Origin of the sequence: Sulfuricurvum sp. PD_MW2, assembly GCF_002633015.1 — a bacterium.
GTDB lineage: Bacteria > Campylobacterota > Campylobacteria > Campylobacterales > Sulfurimonadaceae > Sulfuricurvum.
Map to the genome: position 1 here is coordinate 1 of NZ_NSIU01000002.1, position 22,438 is coordinate 22,438.

Consider the following 22,438-nt stretch of genomic DNA (forward strand, 5'->3'; position numbering starts at 1 on the left):
TACGCTCTCACATATCCCGTCTGCGCAAAAAGCTCAAAGAAGATTTTATAAAAACCTATCGGCAAGAGGGATATATGTGGGGAGAAAACAATTACTAATATATTGAGCCCAAAGGCTCAATAATTACGCAGCTTTGTTAATCAACAGAGTTTCCAAGTCCTCTTTGGCATTTCCAGTTAAATGCAAATTGAAATGCTCTGCCAAGAAGTTGAAAATGTCTTCATTTACAAATTGTGGCGGTTTTGGCCCTAAATAGATATTTTGAACACCGAGACTAAAGAGTGCCAACAAGATAATCACCGCTTTTTGCTCCATCCAACTCAAAACGATAGAGATCGGCAAATCATTGATCGGTGTATTCAATGCCGCACTGACAGCTTTTGCGATCTCAACCGCACCGTTACTGTCATTACATTGACCCAAATCGAGATATCGAGGAATCTGAGTCCCTTCAATGGTTCCAAAATCGATGTCGTTAAATCTGAATTTACCGCAGCTTGATGTGATAATCACACAATCTTTCGGTAAACTTTCTGCTATTTCTCTATAGTAATTACCCGCTTTACCCGGAGCATCACATCCTGCTATCACGAAAAACTGAGAGATTTTTTTGCTTTGAACCGCTTCCAAAATCTGAGGAGCCAACGTCAAAATAGTTTTATAATGATGTCCTGTAGTGAGCGTCAAATCATCCGCCATATTAGTATCTTCGCAAGAAAGCGTTTTCTCGATCAGTTCGCTGAAATCATCATTGACGATAGGAGTTCCCCCCTCAATCCCTACGATTTTATAGGTAAATACTCGATCGATATAATCGGCATCTTTTTTCGGTGGTACAATACAGTTGGTATTAACAACGAATGTCCCTTTGAATCGTTTCATGAGTTCAGCCTGATCAAACCATGATTTACCGATATTTCCTTTTAGATGAGGATATTTTCTGAGTTCAGGATATCCGTGAGCCGGCAACATTTCAGAGTGGGTATAGACATTGATCCCTTTGCCTTCGGTAGCCTTTAACAATGCTTCGAACATCTCCAGATTATGACCGCTGACGAGAATCGCTTTACCCTCAACCATATTTTGCGGAACAACCACCGGAGTAGGAATACCGAATTTAGACGTATGCGCGTTGGATAATTTATCCATCACGTCAACACCCGCAGACCCGACTTTCATAAGCTGTTTGATGTGATCTTGAAAATTGAAGTTGACGTTGGTCAAAGTAAAATAGAGAGTTTCGCTCATAACATCATCAACCGATTTCGTCTGTGTCGGCTGCAATTCATTCAAATGTTCGCGATACGCCGCCAATCCCTTGAGACCAAAAATCATAATATCCTGCAAACGCGCAAGATTTTCATCTTTTCCACATACACCGACGGTAGCACCTGTACTGCCGCAACCGTTTGGCGTACTCATTTCACATTGATAACAAAACATTTTTTTCCTTACGTAGATAAATTACGTCGGAATAATAGTTATAACCCCATCGATATTAATTGACCAAGATCAAGATTGATCGCTTTAAATGAAAAATTTACTCATAATTCGGATAAATCTATCTGATTTTATGGCGGATGAGAAAATCAAATATACATACTCAATGGTTCAGCTTGTCCGTAATAGTATCCCTGGCTATAATCAATACCCAGTTCCTGCACTTTTTTTGCTATTTCTTCCGTGGCAACAAACTCAGCAATGGTCTTAATCCCAATTTTATGTGCGAATTCGATAATCGTATGTACTATGACACTCTGACGTTCATCATGATCAATATTTTTGATCAATGATCCGTCAATTTTCAGATAATCAATATTGAGCTTCAAAATATTTTCAAAGCTTGAATATCCTGAACCGAAATCATCAATAGCGATTTTGGCACCATGTTTTTTCATGATCGTGATGAAATGAGAAACCTGAGAATAATTTTCAATCCCTTCAGATTCCAAAATTTCAAATACGACTCTATTTGCAGTTCCTGTTTCTAAAATAGTCTTTTGAATAAAATCAACAATATCGGAGGACAATATATCTTTGGCTGATAAATTGATAGAAAATTCCTCACTCCGATCTTTAAAGTCTGTACACGCCTGATAAACTATCTCTTTTGTGATTTCAGAATACAATCGTGTTTTATGGGCCACTTCCAAAAATTCACGAGGAGGAACAATGGTGCCGTCTTCTAAAATCATACGTGCCAAAGATTCATATTTCTCTTTTTTCCCGTTATTAGGGTTTACGATAGGCTGATAATAACAGACGATGCGTGAAGAACCTAAAGCCTTCCGTATTTCTTGTGAAGTTTCTAAATAACGTTTCGACTCTTGCTCTTTTTCGTATTCTTGTTTATAAACCATCACGCGCTGCTGTCTTCGTTTTGCAAGATGCATAGCGATATCTGCTTCTCTCAAAAGATCATATTCACCAATCGCAATTCCGGTTGTAACATTCACATTGATTTTTTCTAATCCAACGCCAAATTCTTTTTGTTGGATATTTTCAAGAATGATATTAAAATCATTTTCATCAATATCTTCTCGCTCAGAGATTTTTTTGAGCAATACAAATTCATCTCCATTTAATCGGTAGGCTTTAAATCCGAATCCCTGAATCAATTGGGCAACTTCGCGAAGAATTTTATCACCCGATGGGATACCGAAAAAATTATTAATCTCTTTAAAATTATCCAGATTGATCAATGCGATCGCTTTGAGACCTTTCATGTTCAAATCTTGTTGCAATTGTATTCGATTCGGTAATTCTGTCAGTGGATCGACCAGTGCTTGTTTTAGGACTTGCGCACTTTTCTCTTCTACAAGAGATTCAAGGTGTCCATTCATATAAGTTAATTTTTGAGTTGCTTTATCTACCATCAATCGCAATCGGTGATTAACTTTGTAGAAATAGTTACGATAGACGATTAAAAGCGGCAATAATGTCAAAAATAAAAAAATAAACTTTCCTATTTCAATCAATACGGTCTTTTGTAAGTGCTCTTTCATACTGAGGTTGTCAATATCTACCCCTATGATATATCGAACGCCGTTTTTAGTTGTGCAGGGGATAAAAATACTGCGATAACTTCCCCACGCATCGGTATCATTGTCCAAATCATAAACGATATGATCATTTTTAAGTGCAGCAAGCATTTTTGGATACGGAGCATAAATATCAAAAAAATGAGTAACTTTTTTACCTGTCGATAATTCATTTTTGGTTGCACTGCTCGATGTAAAACGCAGCGTATCGTTCTGATCGACGATCATTGTGTAGATGTATTTGACCTCTAAATCTTCAGCCAGATTCGACAAAGCCAATATATTTTCCATATCTTCTGCATTGCTAATATTTTTGTCTATTGCAACACGATCGTGAAAACCATCACCAACGACATATCGAGCAACATACGCAACCGACTGAAGTTTTCGAGTACATGCAGCATCAAGTTCATCGAGTTCCGTATGGTATTGATACAGTCCGACACTCACCATGGAAATAAGAAAAAAAGATACGGTAAAAATAACTTTGAACTGACATTTAAATCTCTTTTTCAAATCGAGCCCTATAAATCTTTTTGAATTTCTTTTTAGTTTCAAAATTTTACCTATCCAATGTCGCAAACCAGTTGCAATACCGCAATAAGTTTAGGGATTTTTTTACATCAAACAATACTTTAGCGGAGTAAGTGGTGTAAGAAAGGCAATGAAAAAACCTACTCTATGGAACAACTACGTATAAGAAATAGAATTCTAGTATTTTAAACTCTTGGGAGTTTCAAAACAATTTCAATCACTAACTATGCGATTTCTACCTAATGTTTTTGCAGCGTACAAGTGCGTATCAGCACGCTGCAATAAAGTAATCAATGTATCATCGGAATGCTTTTCTGCTATACCGCAAGAACACGTAATAACTATCCCCTTATCCAATGCACTCAATTCAAATGCACTTCGAATCCGTTCTGCTATTTCATGAGCTTGTTCAACATTGGTTTGAGGCAATATGACAACAAACTCTTCCCCGCCCCATCGAGCTATAACATCATTTATACGCGTATACTCTTTTAATACAGTTGATAAAGATTGTAATATCTCATCCCCTTTCATATGGCCGTAATTATCATTGACCTTTTTAAAATGGTCGATATCCAAGACAATAATACTCAACTGCTCTTTTCGAAGCATAGAGTCGGTAAATAATATCAATGACATATTGTCAAAAGCTCTTCGATTATACAAATGGGTGAGTGGATCTAATTGTGAAGCTTGAGCCAATGTTATATCGTGATACATAATGACAAATGAATCAATAGACTCTTTACTCCGTACAGGGCGTATTTGGATTTCTGCAATGAAAGTAGTTCCATCCGCTCTAGCACTGCATATCTGAGCATTCCACACTTCATTTTCTTGAATCATTTCCCAAGCTTTTTGATAACCATCCGTATCTAATTCTAAATGCTGCAGGATAGAAAAATGTTTCCCCTTGAGCTCTTCTCGAACATAACCGCTCAAAGCGCAAAATGCTTCCGTCGCTTCTAAAATGACCCCTTCTTTATCCACTCGTATGTAAGGAACATTTTCCTCTATAATCGCATTTCGCTCATGCAATTCTCGGTTCAAAGAGTGAATAATCTCTGTATAAATTCCAATAACACCATACAAACTGTAATCAAGGAGCATTAATACTTTATGCTTTTCATCCAGAATTTCATGTTTACCGCGTTCATCGTATGCCCGATTGATGGTGTTTTTAAATGTAGTACAGTTTATATAAATCTCTTCGACACTTAATCCAATATCATAAAAGCGCTGTACCATCTTTCGCATGGTTGGACATTCGGGATTAACATGCTGCTGTTCTAGTAAATACGCTAAATAATTGTAGACGGGAGTAGCAATTTCTTCTCTAAATTGATTTAGTTCAAATCCTATATGCTCCATAATATCTGAAGTAGCAGCACTATGACACCACATTTCAATAACGAATTCTTTGTTTTTTGTAAAAAACTGTTTTGTTTGTTCAGAGAAACCAAGTGCGGAAATAGCATCAATTAGCCGTTCAAGTGATTTCAAAATATTCTCTCATTATAAATTTTTATATTATTTTCATCACATTGTATCTATTTTTTAAATCTTTTTGTTACAAATACTGCTTAAATTTTATTACCCTAAAGATTGGCGAAAAACGATTGGAAAAATAGAGTTATGAAATCAAGACATTGATGAATTATAAGGACATAAATATGACGCTGAGATATACGAAAGCTCGCCGAAGCCAACAAGGTTTCGGCAGTGGAGAAGATTTATTAGATTGCTACAAAATTAAAATTGACATTTGAAAGATCTTCTTGAAATTCTCGTCCAAACTCTTCAGCAGTATCATCTTCTGCGTGAAATTTCCAATCTACATTGATTAAATTGAACTCCGATACATCTTCAAGGAGAGTAAAGAGGTTAAAAAATACTTTCGTACTCGCACTATTGAAATAGGTCAAAAAGAATTCAAACGTAACTTGTGAGTCATTAAGACTTCGTAAGTGAGATTCAATAGGACTCATAATAGGGTCAAAAAAAGCTTTTACATCTTCAGGAAATGATTCTCCTTCAAAACTAAAAAAGTTTCTACTTTTGTCAATAGTGATCTTAGGGGTAGTTGCCGTAGCGGGGATTACAGTTTGCATATTTTTCCTTTGTTTTGTTGAGTTAAATCATTACTTTGAGCGTGAAACAATCATATTCATGATCAAGCTCAATAAAATCAAATTGAATCGGTTCGGTAGATTTACGAGCCATTTCGATAAAGCCTATACTCGCACCTTTACTGCCTTCATCGGGTTCGGTGTTGATTTTTTCTTTATAAAGCGATTTCAGCTCTTCCGGACTCATATTGGCAATTGTTTCCAGTTTATTTCTCAATGTTTCAACCTTATCTTTTTCAATACGGTTTGAGCACATGATATAAAACTTATCGCCTTCCGTACCAATCGCAATTGAGCCGTAACTCATTCTTTCCGATTCATCATTGGTGATTTGATCCGGAGAGTAGCGGGTAATATTTTGGGCTTGCTCTACAAACATATAAAGCACTTTTTGACTCACTCCCATTTTGGTTTCATCGGCACTTAACTTGCCTCTGATCATCGAACCTACTGCAACAATAATGTCTTGTGAAAGATACCCGTTGTAGCAAAAGATCACATCATTCGATTCGATAATCCCTTTTAACTCACGATATTCATTAAGTGTCATTTTCTTCCCTTGTTCAATTAAATTTGAAATCCGATCATTGTGTTATCATCGCGCTGTTGTTCTTCACCTTTGTATTGATAATATGTTTCCAAAATCACCTTTTCTTGTTCTTTCATAGGTTTTGTATGATTATCGAAAATAGCTTCCATCAAACGTTTTTTGCCAAAAGCAATCCGTTTTTCTCCACCTATCTGATCGACTATTCCATCCGTAGTTAAGTAAAATCGCATCCCTTCTTTTAGTGCTAGAGTGTGATTTGTAAATTCAAAATCAATATTGCTATGAACATACCCTATGCTATGTTTGTCTGGTTTGATATGATGCAATGTACCTTCATCGATATACAACAATGGTGTATTAGCCCCAGCAAATGTAAGCTGTTTATTTTCAATATCGACGTAACAGAAAGCACCATCCATCCCATCATCAGATTCACTGGAATCGTCAAACTGACCCAATGTCTCTTTCACAAGACGATTCATTTGTGACAAGAGTTTTGCCGGATCATCAAGATCACGTTGTTGGGATAAAAGACGGTCTAGAATCGATATAACAACAAACGTCATTAATGCCCCCGGCACACCATGACCCGTACAGTCAATAATAGCGACGAAGAATCCTTTATCTGTTTTATCTACCCAATAACAATCTCCGCCTATTACATCTTTAGGTTTCCAAATAACAAAAGCATCATTTGAAAAATTGTTTAGCATATTAGGATTTGGAAGAAATGATCGTTGTATTCGACTTGCATAGTTAATGCTGCTGCGTACTAAAGCATTTATATCTGCAAGTTGCTGGTTATTTTTTTGAATTTGCTCAAAAGAGTTGTAAAGAGCCCTGCGAGACAGTTCAAAACTTTTCCCGACTTGACCGATTTCATCGTTTCGCTCCCAGATAAAAGGTTCATCTAGCTTTTGATTTGCTAAGGCTTTGGATTGTTCGATCAATTCTCCAAAAGGTGTTGTGATATTTGAAACTACTCTTTTAAGGATTTTTTGAACATACATAGAGCCCACTGTAATAATGACAAGTATCAATGCAAGAATCGCAAAAAATTGTATCTGTGTTTTTGAATAAAGATTTTGAGCATTAATAATTTGAATTTGCATCAGCTTATTTAGTCGAGGGGTTAATTCATTAATCGTATAAGGAGCATCATCCGTTGTCCACGATACCACACTCATAAGTTTTTTATCGTGTACAGCTTTAATCAATAAATCCAAACTATGCACTGAAAGATCAAAATATTTTTGATTATCAGGCAAAAGCTCTTTTTCTTCATCCGTCAAATAACCGTTTGAATAAGCATCCCAAGCATCTACAATGATTGCGCGTTGACTCAATAGTTCTTTTTCCGCTACCGCGTAATCAGAAACTTCACCTTCTGAAATACTTCGTGCTTTAACAAGAACATTTTGTTCAAATGCTTCTTTAATAAGTCGAAGATGCCCTAAAGGTTCAAGTGAATTATTATTTAAAGATCGGATCGACAAGTTAGATAAAAGCATACCTATAATACCTGCAATAATCGCGCTAACCGCCAGTATTTGTGTTAGTTTTACAAGATAATTTACCTTGTCATTGATACTGGTATCCATTAATACACTTGGATCGAATTTTGATAAAAATCGCATGGCAACTCTTTTTTATAAGTTAATACACTCAACTGCCAGAAGTGTAAAAAGTTAGCATTACAAATTAGATACACACATATTACACATGTGTAATAAATCAAACTATTGACACTTTGAGTAATTATCCGCTTTTGCAACTAATTTGCAACGTTAAATACCTATTATCATAATCTTGGAATATATTATTAATTTTAATTAAAGAGGAATGCGTGCGTATAGCGATTGTAGATGATGAACAAACCATAAGAATGGTTGCACAAGTACAATTAAAATTAATAGAAGGTGCACTTCAATCCGAGGATGAAGTTATCGTTTATTCTGATCCAGAATCATTTTTGAAAGCATTTACTGAAAATCCGAAAGATTATTTTTCAATAGCAGTTATTGACCATGATTTGGGTGAAGGTAAGTTAAGCGGATATGACTTAATCAATATCATGTTCAAAGAGAATTTTTCTGGTGTCACCGTATTATTCACATCAACGGAGTCACAACTATCGGAGGCGAAAGCCCAGCTAAACCAAGGTATTTATTTTGTTAATAAAATAAATATAGAAAATCCGAAAGTACCGTATGAAGAACTTGCGAAATTATTACAAAAAGCTCGTAATAGAGAATGAAATCCATAATAAGGGAAAAATAAAATGACAATAGCTTTAATCGATGATCAACAGCCAATATTAAAACTTTATTCTGCAATGCTTGTAAAAGCAGGAGCAATAAAGAGTAATGATAGTTTATACACATATAGTGATGGGACAGAATTTTTAACCGTTATACAGGAAGAACCATCAAAGTTTGATGTTGTCATCTGTGATCAAAATCTCGGTAAAGATCAAATCGAAGGGTTGGATATCCTTCGAGGGATGATAAATGTAGGATTTCAAGGAAAAGCTATTTTATTAACCGGAGATAATTCAGATTGGATGAAAAAGCAAATGGAAGAAGTGCCAACGATTGATTATGTTTTAAAAGGGAGTAGAAGCGAAGAAAATAACCCTTATGTTGTACTAACTAAAATATTAAATACTTATCGTAAGCAGTTTAATAACTAATCAGCCAAAGAATAAAATAATGTATTACTCAAAACCAAATCTAAATTGTCTTTATGTTGAAGATGAAGAGGATCTTTTATTTCATACTGCAGATTTAATAGGTGCAATGCTTTGTAAAGAGTGTTTGGTTTTAACTGCTAAAAATGGTCAAGACGGACTAAACATTTATCGCCACCAGATCGAAACGATAGATTTTATTATTACCGATATTACTATGCCTATGATGAATGGGTTAGAGCTCATGCGGGAAGTGAGGAAGATTAATAAAAATATTCCCATAATCGTACTCACTGCACATGATGAAGATTCTATGCATATTGATATTCAAGCGGCTGGAGCAAATCATGTATTTTATAAGCCGCTTACGGATATATCAGGGTTAAGGCAAGCCATTGAATCGATATACGCTGTTAAAACCGTTAAACAGCTAAAAAATCAGATGAGTGCCGAAGAGTATAGAACCATTACCGATTCGATAGCTCTTGTTTCTAAAACAGATCCTCGGGGACGCATCACTTATGTAAATGACCTATTTTGCAAGATATCAGGCTACAACAGAGAGGAACTAATAGGCAAACCGCACAGTATTGTACGCCATGCAGATACAGCACCAGAAGTGTTTAAAGAAATGTGGAATGTCATTAACAGTGGAAAAACATGGAATGGTCGAATTCGAAACCTTACCAAAGAAGGGAAAAGTTATATTGTTGATGCTTGGATTACTCCGAAGATTGAAAACGGAAAAATTACAGAGTTTACCGGTATCCGATATGATGTCACTGAGTCGGTATTAAATAAAGAGTGGGCGGAACAGCAACAAGAACTGATGCGCTACATTCTTGATGAACAAACTAATATTGTTGCGATCGGCACAAAAACTGAGGGGTTGGTTCATGCGAATAAAGTATTCTTTGAAACATTCCCGTTTGACACTCTTGAAGAGTATAAATCCAAACATTCATGCATATGTGAATTATTTGATAGCTTTAGTACAAAAAATTCCCTAGAAAAAGATGAGTGGCTCGATAGTGTTTCATCTTCGTTGGGAAGCGTCAAACATACTGAGCAATTTAGAGATCGTGATGGAAAAGATCGTGTATTTGACGTAACTTCCAAATCTATTGTCATTAAAAACCATGAGTATTATATTCTCTCTTTTTCGGATATAACCGATGCGCAAGCACTCGTAGAAGCCGCTAGACATGAATCCTATGCCAAGTCTACCTTTCTTGCAAATATGAGCCATGAAATCCGAACACCTCTCAATGGGATCATAGGCTTCATTGGGATGCTCTCAGAGACACAATTGAATGAGATACAGCAGCGTTATATTAACACCATCAACAGTTCTGCAGAAAGCTTGCTGTCCATTATTAACGACATCCTTGATATCTCCAAAATTGAATCCGGTGGATTTACCATTGATCATATTGATTTTGACCCGGTTAAAGAGTTCGAGAGTGTTGTGGAACTTATGGTTTCTAAGACGCATGAAAAAAAGTTGGATTTTTGTTGTTTTATAGATCCCGCTTTTCCAAAGTCGGTTATTGGTGATCCGTTGCGACTTAAACAGATTCTTATAAACTTAATCGGCAATGCTGTTAAATTCACGAGTGTCGGAAAAGTCGAAGTAATCACTGAGTATATCAAGAATGATAGCGGCGTCTCAAGAATGAGAATTTCTGTAAAAGATACAGGTATCGGCATTGCCCAAGAGAAGTTGGAAAATATTTTTAATCCGTTTGAGCAAGCTGATAACTCAATTACTAGAAAATTTGGCGGAACTGGTCTTGGACTCGCAATTTCAAGGCAATTAGTGGAAATGATGGGGGGTGAACTAAAAGTTGAAAGCTCTCGTGGAAAAGGGAGTCAATTTTATTTTGAATTACCGATTGAGGTTTGTAACCGTACACCTAAATATCTATTGAGTGCTCCTAAAAAAATAGGAATCATTATTGTTGATATTGAAATGGCACACTGTATGGATACTCTTTATCGCTATTTGGATGCATTTGAAATCGAATACAAAGAGATTAAGATGGATGAATATGTCACAGATTGCGATACATTGCTTGTTATCAGAAATGGACATAATGAATTTGATGGGATCGATGAGAAGTTTAGAAATATAAAAAGAGTTATTTCAATTGTTCCGGCGGGAAATGATACTTATAATTTCACTTCTCATGCAACCATCAGCGCACCGATTAGCGCGTCAAAAATCTATAGCGCAATAGTAGACGATAGAAATCATAACATTGATGAAATACAGATTGAAAAAAAACTAAGACTACGTACCCAATACAATGCATCCGTATTGGTTGCTGAAGATAACGAAACGAATCAAGCGATAGTTAAAATTCTTTTAGAAAAAATTGGTATATCACCCGATATCGCTAATAATGGTCAAGAAGCCAAAGAGATGTATTTATCCCATGCACATACGGCCAAAAAGCCCTATGATTTAATCTTAATGGATTCAATGATGCCTATTTTAAATGGAACCGATGCAATGCTTGCGATTCGGAAAATAGAAACAGATTATGGGTATCCCCATACACCAATTGTAGTATTAACGGCAGATGTTCAAAAAGGAAGAGAAAAAGAATATTTGGATGCAGGAATGGATGGATATATTTCTAAACCAATCCGAATGGATGATTTTTTCTTTGAGATTGATCGGCACCTCTTTAGGTGTACTAAAGATGCATCAAAAATGGAACCGAAGAATGTTATAACCGTCGATAACGCTCTTAAAGAAGAGATCAATAGTGATAAATCGATTCGTACTTGTATTGCAAATGGTGTGGCTGAAGCATTTGGGCTTGATCAAGAAACATGTTTAATGTTGGCAGATAGTTTTATGGAAACAACATTGCCAAATTTAGCGAAGTTAGAAGATGCGATTAGGCAAAAAAAATACTCGAGTATTAAATCGTTGGCCCATAGTATCAAGGGGGCTGCCGGCTCATTGCAAATTATAGTGATATATGAAGCAAGTAGGTTAATAGAAGAAAATGCAGGAGAGTGCATTGAGAAATTTGATTATATGACCCATTTAAAAAAAATAAAATCATATCTAAGGATTGGAGAACACTAATGATTAAAATTGCGATTATAGATGATATTCCTACGGTAGCTACCGTTTGTGAAAAACTGCTAATACAAAAAAATGCAATCACTAATGAAGATATATTTGACAAATTTACAAATAGTCGTGCTTTTTTACAAGCGTTTCATCATTGGGGAATTAATCATTATGATTTGGTTATTTGCGATCATCATCTTGAAGAAAATGAGGATATTAGCGGGTATGATCTTTTGATGCACATTCAAATACTTGGTTATAAAAACTTTGCAGTGCTTTATTCTGCTGATAACGAAGCTTTAAATGATATTAGTCTTATTGTGGATAAACATAAAATCGATCTGCTTTCAAAAGACCAGCCTGGAAATACAGAATCGATAGACCATATTACAGATATTATTCGAGAAATTAAAGGGTTTTAAATTTGAACAATTCAATTCAAAAACAATCAAATCAAATCGCTCAGTTGCAGCAAAGTTTAGAACAATTGAATACGGGACTTTTTGATGCCACAGCTCATAGTGCCATTATATTAACCAATCAAGCTGGTGAGTTAACGCAGTCTAATAAATATTTTCAGCAGCTTTTCCAAAATATGCAAATTAATACACTAAAAGACTTGCCAATCAAAAATACCTATGGAGCATGTGAACAAGAAAGTTGTTTGAGTTTCTTGACACAAAAAGAAGAGCAAATTCTCCCGAAAGTAGAAATGTTGATTAACGAGAAGCTTTTCTACTTTACCATTGTTTCAACTGCTATTCATAATGGTGAAATAGAGAATGATCGCATAGATAGAAAATACATCATTTCTTTAACCGATATCACCAATGTGGTTGAACTGCATAAAAATGAGATGAGTATTTCCAAAGAGCTTGCATACAAGCAAGGTATTTTTGATGTGACAAGCGAGTATATTCACAACATTGGAAACACGATTACAGGAACTCAGCATCTCGTGAACCGTATCATTAAAAACCTTGAGCCAATGCAGGGCTTTATAAAATATTTTAACCTCACAAAAGATCAGGTAAAAAATATCAATGCGTACATCAAAGAAGAAAGCTCGGAAGATTACGCCAAAGATGCCAAGCGCATTGAGATGAGTTTGAATATTATTGAATCTTCATTAACGGATACTATCAAAAACGTGCTTGAAACCGATATGACAGCTTTACAGAAGGGAATAAACAACATTGCATCCACCATTGCGTTTCAACAAGAGCTTTATAAAAACAATAAGGTAAATATGGACGAAGAGGTGGATATCATCGCACTTACAAAAGAGGTGAAAAGTGTTATCGAATCGCAATTAATCCGCAATGATATCAACGTGGAGATTAGAACCGAAGAGGGGTGCACATTTAAGATCAATCGGGTTCACCTTTACAATGGAATTTTAAATCTTATTAAAAACTCAGTCCATGCGTTAAATTCTGCCTCTGAAAACAATATGATCGAGAATAAACAGATTGTAATCACTATCCGAAATGAGAAAAAAGAGGATGGCTTTTTTGAATTTGACATGATGACGAGTGATCAAATGATCACCTCAAACAATGTTATTATCGAGATTGAAGACAATGGGATTGGAATCGATTCTACCGTGATAGAAAATCTTTTCGTTCAAGGTTACACAACCAAAAAAGACGGGCACGGACTAGGGCTTCATTCTTTTGCCAACTTTCTTCGAGGAAGTGGACATTTTATACAATGTGTCTCGGATGGCATTGGCAAAGGTGCCAAATTCTCAATACATTTAGTCTCGCAGGAATAGGATTATGTTTAATATCTTATGTATTGATGATGATCAAAACATTCTTAATGCCTATAACTCAATTCTTGGACCTGTTGAGAAAAGTGAATTTGATGATGCATTAAGCGAACTGGATAGGTTGTTTCGTGATAACGCCGAAGATAAGCCGGTGGAAATCAAAGAAGATATTTTCACTGTCCATATGGCCAATAGCGGTTTAAGCGGGATTGAGAAATTCAAAGAACTGCTATCTAGCAATCAAAGCGTATCTGTCTGTATTATTGATATGCGGATGCCGAATGGTATTGATGGATTGGAAACAGCCATTCGTATCAAAAAGATTGATCCAGATGTAAATATTATTATCTCTACCGCGTATTCCGATAAAACAATCAAGGAGATATCCGATCGTTTAGAAGACAAAATATATTATGTACGCAAACCGTTTCATAGTGATGAAATTTATCAATTAGTGTACTCATTGTCATTGTCATATAAATCTACCAAGGCATACAAAGATCTAAATGCTCACTTGGAAGAGCGAATAACCACGGAAGTGGAAGCTGGCAGACAAAAAGATGCGATGATGTTTCATCAAGCTAAAATGGCTGCGTATGGAGAGATGATAGGCAATATTGCTCACCAATGGAGACAGCCACTTAGCGTCCTTTCTGTAATCCTAAACAAAATAAATTTGCAGGCTGAAGATGGAATAGATAAAGATGTATTCAGTGAGAATATGTCGCAAGCATTTAATACAATAAGATATATGACACAAACCATAAATGATTTTCGAGAGCTAGTTGAGCCTAGCAAAGAGAAAATTTTGTATGATGCAAAAGATGCTATCTTAAAGACTGTACGATTAGTTGAGAAGAACTTTCTGGTATCAAGAGTTGCAATAGAATGTCAACTTGAAAATATTAATCTGCATGGATATCCGGATGATTTAAAACAAGTACTTTTGGTACTTCTACATAATGCAAAAGACGCTATCAACTCTAATGAAATAATTGAGAATGGATTAATAAAAATTTCACTCAAAAAAATTGATAATCAAGTAGTTATTGAAGTAAGCGATAATGGTGGCGGAATAAATCCAGATTTAATAGAGCGGATTTTTGAGCCATATTTTACAACAAAGCATAAGAGTCAAGGAAGTGGACTTGGACTATATATGGCAAGTCGTATTGTTACTGAAAGACTTTCAGGAATATTGATGTGTTGTAATATCGATAACGGAGTCTCTTTTTGCCTCAAAATAGATGTATAAATATGATCAGCTGTTTAATCAGGGGTTAACAAGAGACGATTGGAAAAATAGAGTTTGTAATCATACCCTTCGGCATACATTTGCAAGCCACTTAGCGATCAATCAAATACCGCTATATGAGATTAAGAAGCTAATGAACCATCGGGATATTAATATGACGCTGAGATATGCGAAGCTTGCCGAAGCCAATAAGGTTTTGGCGGTGGTAAATCTTCATGGAAGTCTGAATGAGACTATTGTGATGATCATCAGCATATACAGTACTTTAGGCATGTTTCCTCCTATATTCTATTTCTCACAATATGTAAAGAGCTAAAAAAATCCACACGTTTATGAGAAATAAACTTTTTCTCTAAAACCTCACCTCCGATACCTCACTATTCTCGGCAGCGTATAGGCAGTCATCTGCCACGATTCTCTCATAAAAACAACTATTCCGCTATAATTCCAAATCTTTCTCATAGGGTCATAATTTGCCGATTTTTAAAGTCCATACCCCCTATCAGCCAGCGGGGGATCAACCCGTCGCTATCGATACCCTCTCCTCCGCCATCAAACGCGGTGAACGCTATGTTGCATTAGAAGGGGTGACGGGTTCAGGTAAAACCATGACGATGGCGCGTGTGATCGAGCAGGTACAGCTCCCGACCATCATCATGACCCACAACAAAACTCTCGCCGCACAGCTCTATAGCGAGTTCAAAAGCTTCTTCCCCGAAAACCATGTCGAGTATTTTATTTCCTACTACGACTACTACCAGCCTGAAGCCTACATCCCGCGCCAAGATCTCTTTATCGAAAAAGACAGCTCCATCAACGATGAACTGGAGCGTCTTCGCCTCTCAGCTACCGCCAATCTTCTAAGCTATGATGACGTTATCGTCGTCGCCTCCGTCTCCGCCAACTACGGACTCGGAGATCCGGAAGAGTATGAAAAAATGGTACAGGTCTTTGCCCTCGGCGATGAAATGAACCAAAAAAGACTTCTCCTACGCCTAGTAGAGATGGGTTATGCGAGGAATGATGGCTATTTTGATGGAGGGCACTTTCGGGTAAACGGCGAAGTCGTCGATATCTTCCCTCCCTATTGGCAAGATCAGGCACTGCGAATCGAGTTTTTTGGCGATGAGATCGAACGAATCACGATTTTTGAACCCCTCAACAACTCCGTTTTGGAAAATATTGAGATTTTTACCCTCTATGCCACAAGCCAATTTGCCGTAGGGCAAGAGAAACTTTCCCGTGCCATCAAACGGATCGAAGACGAGCTGGGAGAACGGCTAGCCGAACTCGACAAGCAAGGAAAGATTGTCGAAGCACAACGCCTCAAACAACGCTGTGAATTTGATCTGGAGATGCTCCAAGCGACGGGAATGTGTAAGGGGATCGAAAACTATTCGCGCCATCTCACCGATAAAAAACCGGGAGAAGCCCCGTATACCCTGCTCGATTATTTTGCCCTTCATCACGATAAATATCTCATCATCGTTGATGAAAGCCACGTGAGTCTTCCGCAGTTTCGCGGAATGTTCGCTGGAGATCGGAGCCGCAAAGAGGTACTCGTCGAATACGGTTTCCGTCTGCCGAGTGCGCTCGATAACCGTCCCCTTATGATCAATGAGTTTATTGAAAAAGCGCCTCACTATATGTTCGTCTCCGCTACCCCAGCCGCGCAAGAGTTGGATCTCTCCACGACATTGGCACATCAAATCATCCGACCGACGGGGCTACTCGATCCGATCATTACGATCAAGCCGATTGCCAATCAGGTCGAAGATCTCCACGATGAGATCAAAAAAACGGTAGCCCTCAGCGATCGGGTTTTGGTCACCGTCCTCACGAAAAAAATGGCCGAAGCCCTCACCAAATATCTCGCCGATTTGGGCGTCAAAGTGCAATACATGCACTCCGAAATCGATGCGATCGAGCGCAACCAGATCATTCGCTCTCTGCGCGTCGGAGATTTCGATGTGTTGATCGGGATCAACCTCTTGCGGGAGGGATTAGACTTACCGGAAGTGAGCCTTGTGGCCATCCTCGATGCCGATAAAGAGGGGTTCTTACGCTCCGAAACCTCATTGATCCAAACCATCGGACGTGCCGCCCGTAATGAACACGGACGTGTTCTCCTCTACGCCGATAAGATCACGGGTTCGATGGAGCGAGCAATCAAAACGACGACTGAACGGCGTGCTGCCCAAGATGCTTTCAACCAAGCGCACGGCATCACTCCGACAACGACAAAACGCTCTTTGGATGAAAATCTCAAACTCGAAGACCCCTCCGAACTCTACAACCGCTCCAAAAAAGCCAAAACTTTGCCGGCAGCAGAGAGGAAAAAACTGATCGAAGAGCTGAATATGAAAATGAGAGAAGCGGCCAAAAAACTCGAATTTGAAGAAGCGGCACGGCTGCGCGACGAAATTGCAAAAATACGGAAACTCTAAAAGGATTTGTTACATGGATGATATGCTCAATAACCTCTCAACCTACGGTTATATTGTTTTATTTCTCTACTCGTTAGGGGGCGGTTTCGTTGCTCTTTTAGGTGCGGGTGTGCTTAGTTTTATGGGGAAAATGGATCTTAGCCTCTCTATCGCTATTGCTTTTGCGGCAAACTTTATCGGGGATTCACTGATGTTTTATCTCTCCCGTTACCATAAACGCGAAATGATGGAGTATTTCAAAAAGCACCGTCGAAAACTCGCATTTTCTCATCTTCTCCTCAAACGTAACGGTTCATGGATTATTGTCGTCAAAAAATTCATCTATGGGCTCAAAACGCTGGTTACCTTGGCGATAGGGTTAACAAAATACGATTTTTGGAAATTTAGTGCCTATAATGCACTCGGTGCGGCTATTTGGGCGGTTGTTGTCGGAGGGGGAAGTTATATTTTCGGCGGTGCGTTGATCAAGGCGTACGATTTGATTGCCGCAAAACCGTATCTTGCACCGGTAATGCTTATCATCATCGGAGGATCTACCTGGTTCTATCTCTCCTCCGCAACGAAGAAAAAAAGTTAGAACAACAATTTTTCTGCCGTTTTCGGTGCCTCTTGTTGTGTGGCATCCGGAGCCGCTGACGTATCGGTATACGATTCCGTTGCATTCGTATCACTGCGTGATCCGACATAGACTCCCGGTGGTACATCGAACGTACGTTTCGTATTTGGATAAATACGTAACAAATCTTCATAGAAATATCTAAAGACCGGTCCGGCAGCACGTCCTCCCGTTTCGCTTCGTCGCATCGGGGTATTGTTATCGTGTCCGAACCATACGATTGTCTCTACCGTCGGCGAATATCCTGCGAACCAAGCATCGACGTTATCATTCGTCGTTCCCGTTTTACCCGCAATCTCAATCCCACCGACGCGTGCTGTCGTACCCGTCCCGTAAGCTACGACATCTTTTAAAATCGATGTCATAAGATAGATCTGCTGAGGCGTATTGACTTGACGGCTTTTGTTTTGATACTGGATGGTCTCCCCAGTCGGCGTAACGACCTGACGAATCAGCATCGGATTCGTCAATGCTCCGCCGCTGGCAAACATCGTATAGTATTTCGCCAAATCAATCGGAGAAATCGATATCGTTCCCAATGCAATCGATAAATCCGGAGGAAGTTTTTCAGTGATTCCATATCGGCGAAGTCCCTCTACAATTTTTCCGAATCCCATATCGCTCACCATATTTATCGTCGCAAGGTTACGTGAATGTGCCAATGCATCACGGATGGTTACCATCCCTTTATACTCATTTTTGTAGTTTTTCGGCGTCCATGTTTTCTCTTCCCCGTTATCCCCCGCATAGGTATACGTTCGGGCGATATCCGGAACCATAGAAGACGGAGACATACCGCTATCGAGGGCTACTTGATACAAGAACGGTTTAAATGCCGATCCCGGTTGGCGTTTTGCCTGCGTAACACGGTTGTACGGACTGAGAGAATAATCATACCCTCCAACCATCGCTAAAACTTCGCCGCTGCGAGGATCAAGACTGATCAGCGCCCCATTGAGCTGACGCTGCATATTCTCATCCAAATCGCCCGCTTCCTGAGCCCGTTTTAGGATCTCTTCACGGCCTGATTGCAACGCTTTGTATCCCGACTCCTGGAGACGCATATCGATCGTCGTATAGATTTTATATCCGCCGCTTCGGATATCCGGGAACGCGTCGCTCAGCTGACGCATAACCTCATCGATAATGTAGGGACCAGAGTTTTGACTCAGAGTATCATTATAGACTTTCGGTCGTTCTTGGGTCGATTTTTCATAAGTCGCTTGATCGATCCATCCCAGTTCATACATACGACCGATTACACGGTTGGCTCGCCCCAAAGAGAGCTCATAATTTTTGGTCGGCGCATAAAAATTCGGTGCTTTCGGAAGTCCTACAAGCATTGCCATCTCTTTGAGGGTCAACTCTTTGAGAGGTTTGCGGAAATATCCGTCTGCAGCGGTTTTGATACCGTAATATCCGTGACCCAAATAAATTTCATTGAAGTAGCGCTCTAAAATCTGTTCTTTGGAGAGCTCTTGCTCGATACGAATAGCATACAATACCTCTTTGAACTTACGGGAAAACTTCTTTTCACGGTTGAGCAGAGTATTTTTAACCAACTGCTGCGTAATCGTACTCGCACCCTCTTTGAGCTTTCCGGCACTTATATCTTTGACGATAGCACGCATAACTGCATCCGGATTGACTCCGCTGTGTTCAAAAAAGGTGGTGTCTTCAATCGCCAAAAGAGCTTCAATCAACCGTGCAGGAATGTTTTCATACGAAACGTAGTAACGATGTTCATCACTGAAAAGATTAGCAATTTTATTCCCGTTTCGATCATACACTTCGGTGGTCAAACGGGGCTGATATTTGATCAATTTTTGAGTCTCGTATTCGAAAGAGTAGATCAAATAACCTAAAAAAGCGACTGGAATCATCACAAGAATTCCAAGTCCAACGAGCATATATTTTTTCATTCTTGACCTTGTCGGCACTTCATCATAGGAGTTGATCAATTTCTAAATCCTCTGGTTTTAAATTCAGCGTTTATCAGCGCTTTAGTATACTCTTTGTCCGGAGATGCGATCACATCACCCATTTTTCCGGCTTCAACAACCTCTCCGTTGCGAAGGACACATATATCTTCACATAAAGCCGATGCCACACCCATATCATGAGTAACGAATAGCATTTTGAAACCAATTGAAGCTTGCAAATTTTTTAGCAATACAATCATAGCCTCTTTTGATTCGGGATCCAACGCAGTTGTCGGTTCATCCAGTAACAAAAGCTTGGGATTGGAACCCAGCGCAATCGCTACAACGACCCGCTGCAGCTGCCCTCCTGAAAGTTCAGGAGGGAACCGTTTCAGCAGCGATAGATCTAATCCCAACATTCCAAAAAGTTCCTCACATCGCTCTAAAGAGAAAAACATTTGATCTTGTATGCGTGTCAATGGCGAAAGTGCCGTAAACGGGTTTTGTGGAACGAGAGAGACGCTCTCACCCTTTTTCCACTCAAAATCCGAGCGTTTTTCAAGATCCATTTCCAATGTCGGATCTAAAAGCCCCAATAGCGCTTTGAGGCTGAGAGATTTACCGCTCCCGCTCTCTCCGACCAATGCCAATGAACTTCGAATCTCAAACGAGATATCAACCAAAACCTTATCACGATGAGCAATTCTAAGCCGATCGATTTGGATAGAGTTCATGATGTTATTTTACCCAAATCTGCATTAATCGCTCACACACATTGCGCAAAAGCGCTTCGCTGATTTCGACCCGTGCAATAAGGCGAAGTATCGCTTTTTTGACCGTCGGCTGCCGTATTGCACCGACATGCACTCCCATCTCGTTTTTCAGAATCTCTTGAAGCCGCATCACTTCCCGATTATCTCCGATTTCGATGGGGACGATCAATCCTGCACACTCAATTCCCAGCGTGTCATAGACTATTTTTTGGCGCGATCGGATTGCCTCTCGCAACGCTTCAGTATGGGTTTGGATGTACTCCAACGCATGATGCGCCAACGCCGTATCATACAACGAGGGAGCCGTGGCATAGATCACATTTTTAGCACGGTTGATAAGATAGTGGCTGATGTGTTCCGAAGAGAGAACATACGCACCGAAACTCCCATACGCTTTTCCCAATGTTCCCATTTTGATCATGAGCGGTGTCGGTTCAATCCCGTAATAATCGAGTATCCCCATCAGCTTTTCCCCGATCACGCCGCTGCTATGCGCTTCATCCAAAATCAAAACGCTCTCATACGCCATGGCAAGCTCAATGATCTCTCGGCTCACCAGATCACCCCCCATCGAGTAGATCCCCTCGATCGCGACTACAATCCGTTTCCCTTTGAAATGTTCAAGCTCCCGTTGCAGCACCTTGGTATCGTTATGAGGGAAAAAAACAACTTCTCCCTCACACATCCGAGCACCCGCAATACCGCTTGCATGGTACTCCTCATCCATGAGGAGAACATCCCCTTTGCGTACCAGCGCTTCGATGAGTCCGATGTTGGCATTAAAGCCGCTTCCCATCACAATCCCCGCTTCGAACCCATTAGCTTTGCACAATGCCTCTTCAAATGCCGCATGGATCGGATGGTAGCCGTTGACCAACATGGAGGCTTTTGGAGCATGATCACTGTAATGTGAAAGAGTTTCGCACGCTTTCATGTGCAGTTCTTTGTGTTCCGCCAATCCCAGATAATCGTTCGATGCGGCATCAATCAATCCAGCGTTACGGATACTGCGCTCACGGTAACGCCCCGAGCGCTTGAGTGCTTTTAATTCAGATTCGTAGGGAAAGTTCATGATAAAAACGGCTTTAACACTTCAGTAGAGAGCCCCATAGCCGTACTCTCAAAACCACGTACTTCGCGGATATAAGGTTTGCAAAATCCTTCTACCATGCACGCACCCGCTTTTCCCCACCAATCACCGCTTTGAAGATATTTCTCAACCTCTTGAGGATCAAAGATATCAAAAAAGTAGTGGGTTGAAGAGATATCGATCAACTCGATTTTTGGAGTTTTGTAAATCATACAGGTGATAATAGCGACCTCTGAACCGCTTTGCATCTCCAAAATAGCCCGCGCATCCGCTTCATCTTTGGCTTTGCGCAAAATTTTTCCCTGGGCCGTTACTACCGTATCGGCAACGAGCAGAGGATAATCACTGCACCCGAATTTTTCGAAATTGACACGGTATTTTCCCAGTGTCGCCTGATAAACAAAATTTTTAGGAGAAGAGGCTAGAATCGAGTCTTCATCAAAATCGATCGACTCTTGGATAAAAGATATACCCGCTGCCCGAAGAAGCTCGGCACGGGTGATCGAGGAGGACGCTAGGCGTATCAT

General features: G+C 39.2%; 20 protein-coding genes. 10 read left to right on the plus strand and 10 right to left on the minus strand.

The annotated features are described in order from the left end of the window. The first annotated feature begins 11 nt into the window (after window positions 1-11). Complete coding sequence (locus tag CJD30_RS11720; RefSeq protein WP_366722930.1) at window positions 12-98, plus strand: hypothetical protein; 87 nt, start codon at window positions 12-14, stop codon at window positions 96-98. 25 nt (window positions 99-123) lie between these two features. Here CJD30_RS11720 and hcp read toward each other — a convergent pair whose 3' ends face one another. The 6 genes from hcp to CJD30_RS01890 all read right to left on the minus strand — a co-directional run bounded on the left by hcp (window position 124) and on the right by CJD30_RS01890 (window position 7,891). Next, entirely contained in the window at window positions 124-1,443 is a 1,320-nt protein-coding gene (hcp, locus tag CJD30_RS01865; protein WP_294915745.1) for a hydroxylamine reductase, read from the minus strand. A gap of 146 nt (window positions 1,444-1,589) precedes the next feature. Continuing rightward, the gene (locus CJD30_RS01870) at window positions 1,590-3,557 is read right to left on the minus strand and encodes a GGDEF and EAL domain-containing protein (protein WP_294915747.1); all 1,968 of its coding nucleotides are present in this window, start codon (window positions 3,555-3,557) and stop codon (window positions 1,590-1,592) included. A 231-nt stretch (window positions 3,558-3,788) separates the two neighbouring features. Then, a complete protein-coding gene (locus tag CJD30_RS01875; RefSeq protein ID WP_294915749.1) occupies window positions 3,789-5,078 on the minus strand; it encodes a sensor domain-containing diguanylate cyclase in 1,290 nt (429 codons plus the stop codon). A gap of 233 nt (window positions 5,079-5,311) precedes the next feature. Continuing rightward, window positions 5,312-5,686, minus strand: coding sequence for a DUF1987 domain-containing protein (locus CJD30_RS01880; RefSeq protein ID WP_294915751.1), 375 nt, complete (start codon window positions 5,684-5,686; stop codon window positions 5,312-5,314). A 22-nt stretch (window positions 5,687-5,708) separates the two neighbouring features. Then, complete coding sequence (locus CJD30_RS01885) at window positions 5,709-6,254, minus strand: SiaB family protein kinase (protein ID WP_294915753.1); 546 nt, start codon at window positions 6,252-6,254, stop codon at window positions 5,709-5,711. Between the two features lie 17 nt (window positions 6,255-6,271). Then, window positions 6,272-7,891, minus strand: a complete 1,620-nt coding sequence (locus tag CJD30_RS01890) for a SpoIIE family protein phosphatase (RefSeq protein WP_294915755.1) — start codon at window positions 7,889-7,891, stop codon at window positions 6,272-6,274. 209 nt (window positions 7,892-8,100) lie between these two features. Between CJD30_RS01890 and CJD30_RS01895 the strand changes: the two genes are divergently transcribed. The 9 genes from CJD30_RS01895 (at window position 8,101) to CJD30_RS01930 (ending at window position 18,087) form a co-directional block, all read left to right on the plus strand. Beyond that, a complete protein-coding gene (locus CJD30_RS01895) occupies window positions 8,101-8,511 on the plus strand; it encodes a hypothetical protein (RefSeq protein WP_294915757.1) in 411 nt (136 codons plus the stop codon). Window positions 8,512-8,535: 24 nt separating this feature from the next. Beyond that, window positions 8,536-8,946 (plus strand): response regulator, encoded by a 411-nt coding sequence (locus CJD30_RS01900; protein ID WP_294915759.1) that lies wholly within the window; start codon window positions 8,536-8,538, stop codon window positions 8,944-8,946. A 19-nt stretch (window positions 8,947-8,965) separates the two neighbouring features. Next, a complete protein-coding gene (locus tag CJD30_RS01905; RefSeq protein WP_294915761.1) occupies window positions 8,966-12,046 on the plus strand; it encodes a response regulator in 3,081 nt (1,026 codons plus the stop codon). Beyond that, complete coding sequence (locus CJD30_RS01910; protein WP_294915763.1) at window positions 12,046-12,456, plus strand: hypothetical protein; 411 nt, start codon at window positions 12,046-12,048, stop codon at window positions 12,454-12,456. The genes CJD30_RS01905 and CJD30_RS01910 overlap by 1 nt, the downstream gene beginning before the upstream one ends. A 2-nt stretch (window positions 12,457-12,458) precedes the next feature. Further along, window positions 12,459-13,811, plus strand: a complete 1,353-nt coding sequence (locus CJD30_RS01915) for a HAMP domain-containing sensor histidine kinase (protein ID WP_294915765.1) — start codon at window positions 12,459-12,461, stop codon at window positions 13,809-13,811. A 4-nt stretch (window positions 13,812-13,815) separates the two neighbouring features. Beyond that, window positions 13,816-15,063 (plus strand): hybrid sensor histidine kinase/response regulator, encoded by a 1,248-nt coding sequence (locus CJD30_RS01920; protein WP_294915767.1) that lies wholly within the window; start codon window positions 13,816-13,818, stop codon window positions 15,061-15,063. Next, window positions 15,056-15,379 carry a tyrosine-type recombinase/integrase gene (locus CJD30_RS11725; protein WP_366722928.1) on the plus strand — a complete coding sequence of 108 codons (324 nt, stop codon included), beginning with the start codon at window positions 15,056-15,058 and terminating at the stop codon, window positions 15,377-15,379. The genes CJD30_RS01920 and CJD30_RS11725 overlap by 8 nt, the downstream gene beginning before the upstream one ends. A gap of 157 nt (window positions 15,380-15,536) precedes the next feature. Further along, a complete protein-coding gene (gene uvrB, locus CJD30_RS01925; protein WP_294915769.1) occupies window positions 15,537-17,510 on the plus strand; it encodes an excinuclease ABC subunit UvrB in 1,974 nt (657 codons plus the stop codon). A 13-nt stretch (window positions 17,511-17,523) separates the two neighbouring features. Then, window positions 17,524-18,087 carry a DedA family protein gene (locus CJD30_RS01930; RefSeq protein WP_294915771.1) on the plus strand — a complete coding sequence of 188 codons (564 nt, stop codon included), beginning with the start codon at window positions 17,524-17,526 and terminating at the stop codon, window positions 18,085-18,087. On the opposite strand, the gene CJD30_RS01935 is transcribed toward CJD30_RS01930, so the two are convergent. The 4 genes from CJD30_RS01935 to maf are packed head-to-tail and all read right to left on the minus strand — an operon-like array spanning window position 18,084 to window position 22,438. Next, window positions 18,084-20,048 (minus strand): penicillin-binding protein 1A, encoded by a 1,965-nt coding sequence (locus tag CJD30_RS01935; RefSeq protein WP_294915773.1) that lies wholly within the window; start codon window positions 20,046-20,048, stop codon window positions 18,084-18,086. The two genes, CJD30_RS01930 and CJD30_RS01935, sit on opposite strands and share 4 nt — an antisense overlap. A 35-nt stretch (window positions 20,049-20,083) precedes the next feature. Further along, on the minus strand, window positions 20,084-20,782 hold the full coding sequence (locus CJD30_RS01940) for an ATP-binding cassette domain-containing protein (RefSeq protein WP_294915775.1): 699 nt from the start codon (window positions 20,780-20,782) through the stop codon (window positions 20,084-20,086). Window positions 20,783-20,786: 4 nt separating this feature from the next. Continuing rightward, window positions 20,787-21,893, minus strand: a complete 1,107-nt coding sequence (locus CJD30_RS01945) for a pyridoxal phosphate-dependent aminotransferase family protein (protein ID WP_294915777.1) — start codon at window positions 21,891-21,893, stop codon at window positions 20,787-20,789. Beyond that, window positions 21,890-22,438 (minus strand): septum formation inhibitor Maf, encoded by a 549-nt coding sequence (gene maf / locus CJD30_RS01950; RefSeq protein ID WP_294915779.1) that lies wholly within the window; start codon window positions 22,436-22,438, stop codon window positions 21,890-21,892. The genes CJD30_RS01945 and maf overlap by 4 nt, the downstream gene beginning before the upstream one ends.

Excerpts from the sequence above, each read along its gene's own strand:
- CJD30_RS01920 (WP_294915767.1), top strand. The coding sequence starts at position 13,816 with ATGTTTAATATCTTATGTATTGATGATGATCAAAACATTCTTAATGCC.
- maf (WP_294915779.1), bottom strand. The coding sequence starts at position 22,438 with ATGATACGCCTAGCGTCCTCCTCGATCACCCGTGCCGAGCTTCTTCGG.
- CJD30_RS01885 (WP_294915753.1), bottom strand. The coding sequence starts at position 6,254 with ATGACACTTAATGAATATCGTGAGTTAAAAGGGATTATCGAATCGAAT.
- hcp (WP_294915745.1), bottom strand. The coding sequence starts at position 1,443 with ATGTTTTGTTATCAATGTGAAATGAGTACGCCAAACGGTTGCGGCAGT.
- CJD30_RS01900 (WP_294915759.1), top strand. The coding sequence starts at position 8,536 with ATGACAATAGCTTTAATCGATGATCAACAGCCAATATTAAAACTTTAT.
- CJD30_RS01935 (WP_294915773.1), bottom strand. The coding sequence starts at position 20,048 with ATGAAAAAATATATGCTCGTTGGACTTGGAATTCTTGTGATGATTCCA.
- CJD30_RS11725 (WP_366722928.1), top strand. The coding sequence starts at position 15,056 with ATGTATAAATATGATCAGCTGTTTAATCAGGGGTTAACAAGAGACGAT.
- CJD30_RS01910 (WP_294915763.1), top strand. The coding sequence starts at position 12,046 with ATGATTAAAATTGCGATTATAGATGATATTCCTACGGTAGCTACCGTT.
- CJD30_RS01930 (WP_294915771.1), top strand. The coding sequence starts at position 17,524 with ATGGATGATATGCTCAATAACCTCTCAACCTACGGTTATATTGTTTTA.
- CJD30_RS01940 (WP_294915775.1), bottom strand. The coding sequence starts at position 20,782 with ATGAACTCTATCCAAATCGATCGGCTTAGAATTGCTCATCGTGATAAG.
- CJD30_RS01905 (WP_294915761.1), top strand. The coding sequence starts at position 8,966 with ATGTATTACTCAAAACCAAATCTAAATTGTCTTTATGTTGAAGATGAA.
- CJD30_RS01880 (WP_294915751.1), bottom strand. The coding sequence starts at position 5,686 with ATGCAAACTGTAATCCCCGCTACGGCAACTACCCCTAAGATCACTATT.
- CJD30_RS01945 (WP_294915777.1), bottom strand. The coding sequence starts at position 21,893 with ATGAACTTTCCCTACGAATCTGAATTAAAAGCACTCAAGCGCTCGGGG.
- CJD30_RS01890 (WP_294915755.1), bottom strand. The coding sequence starts at position 7,891 with ATGCGATTTTTATCAAAATTCGATCCAAGTGTATTAATGGATACCAGT.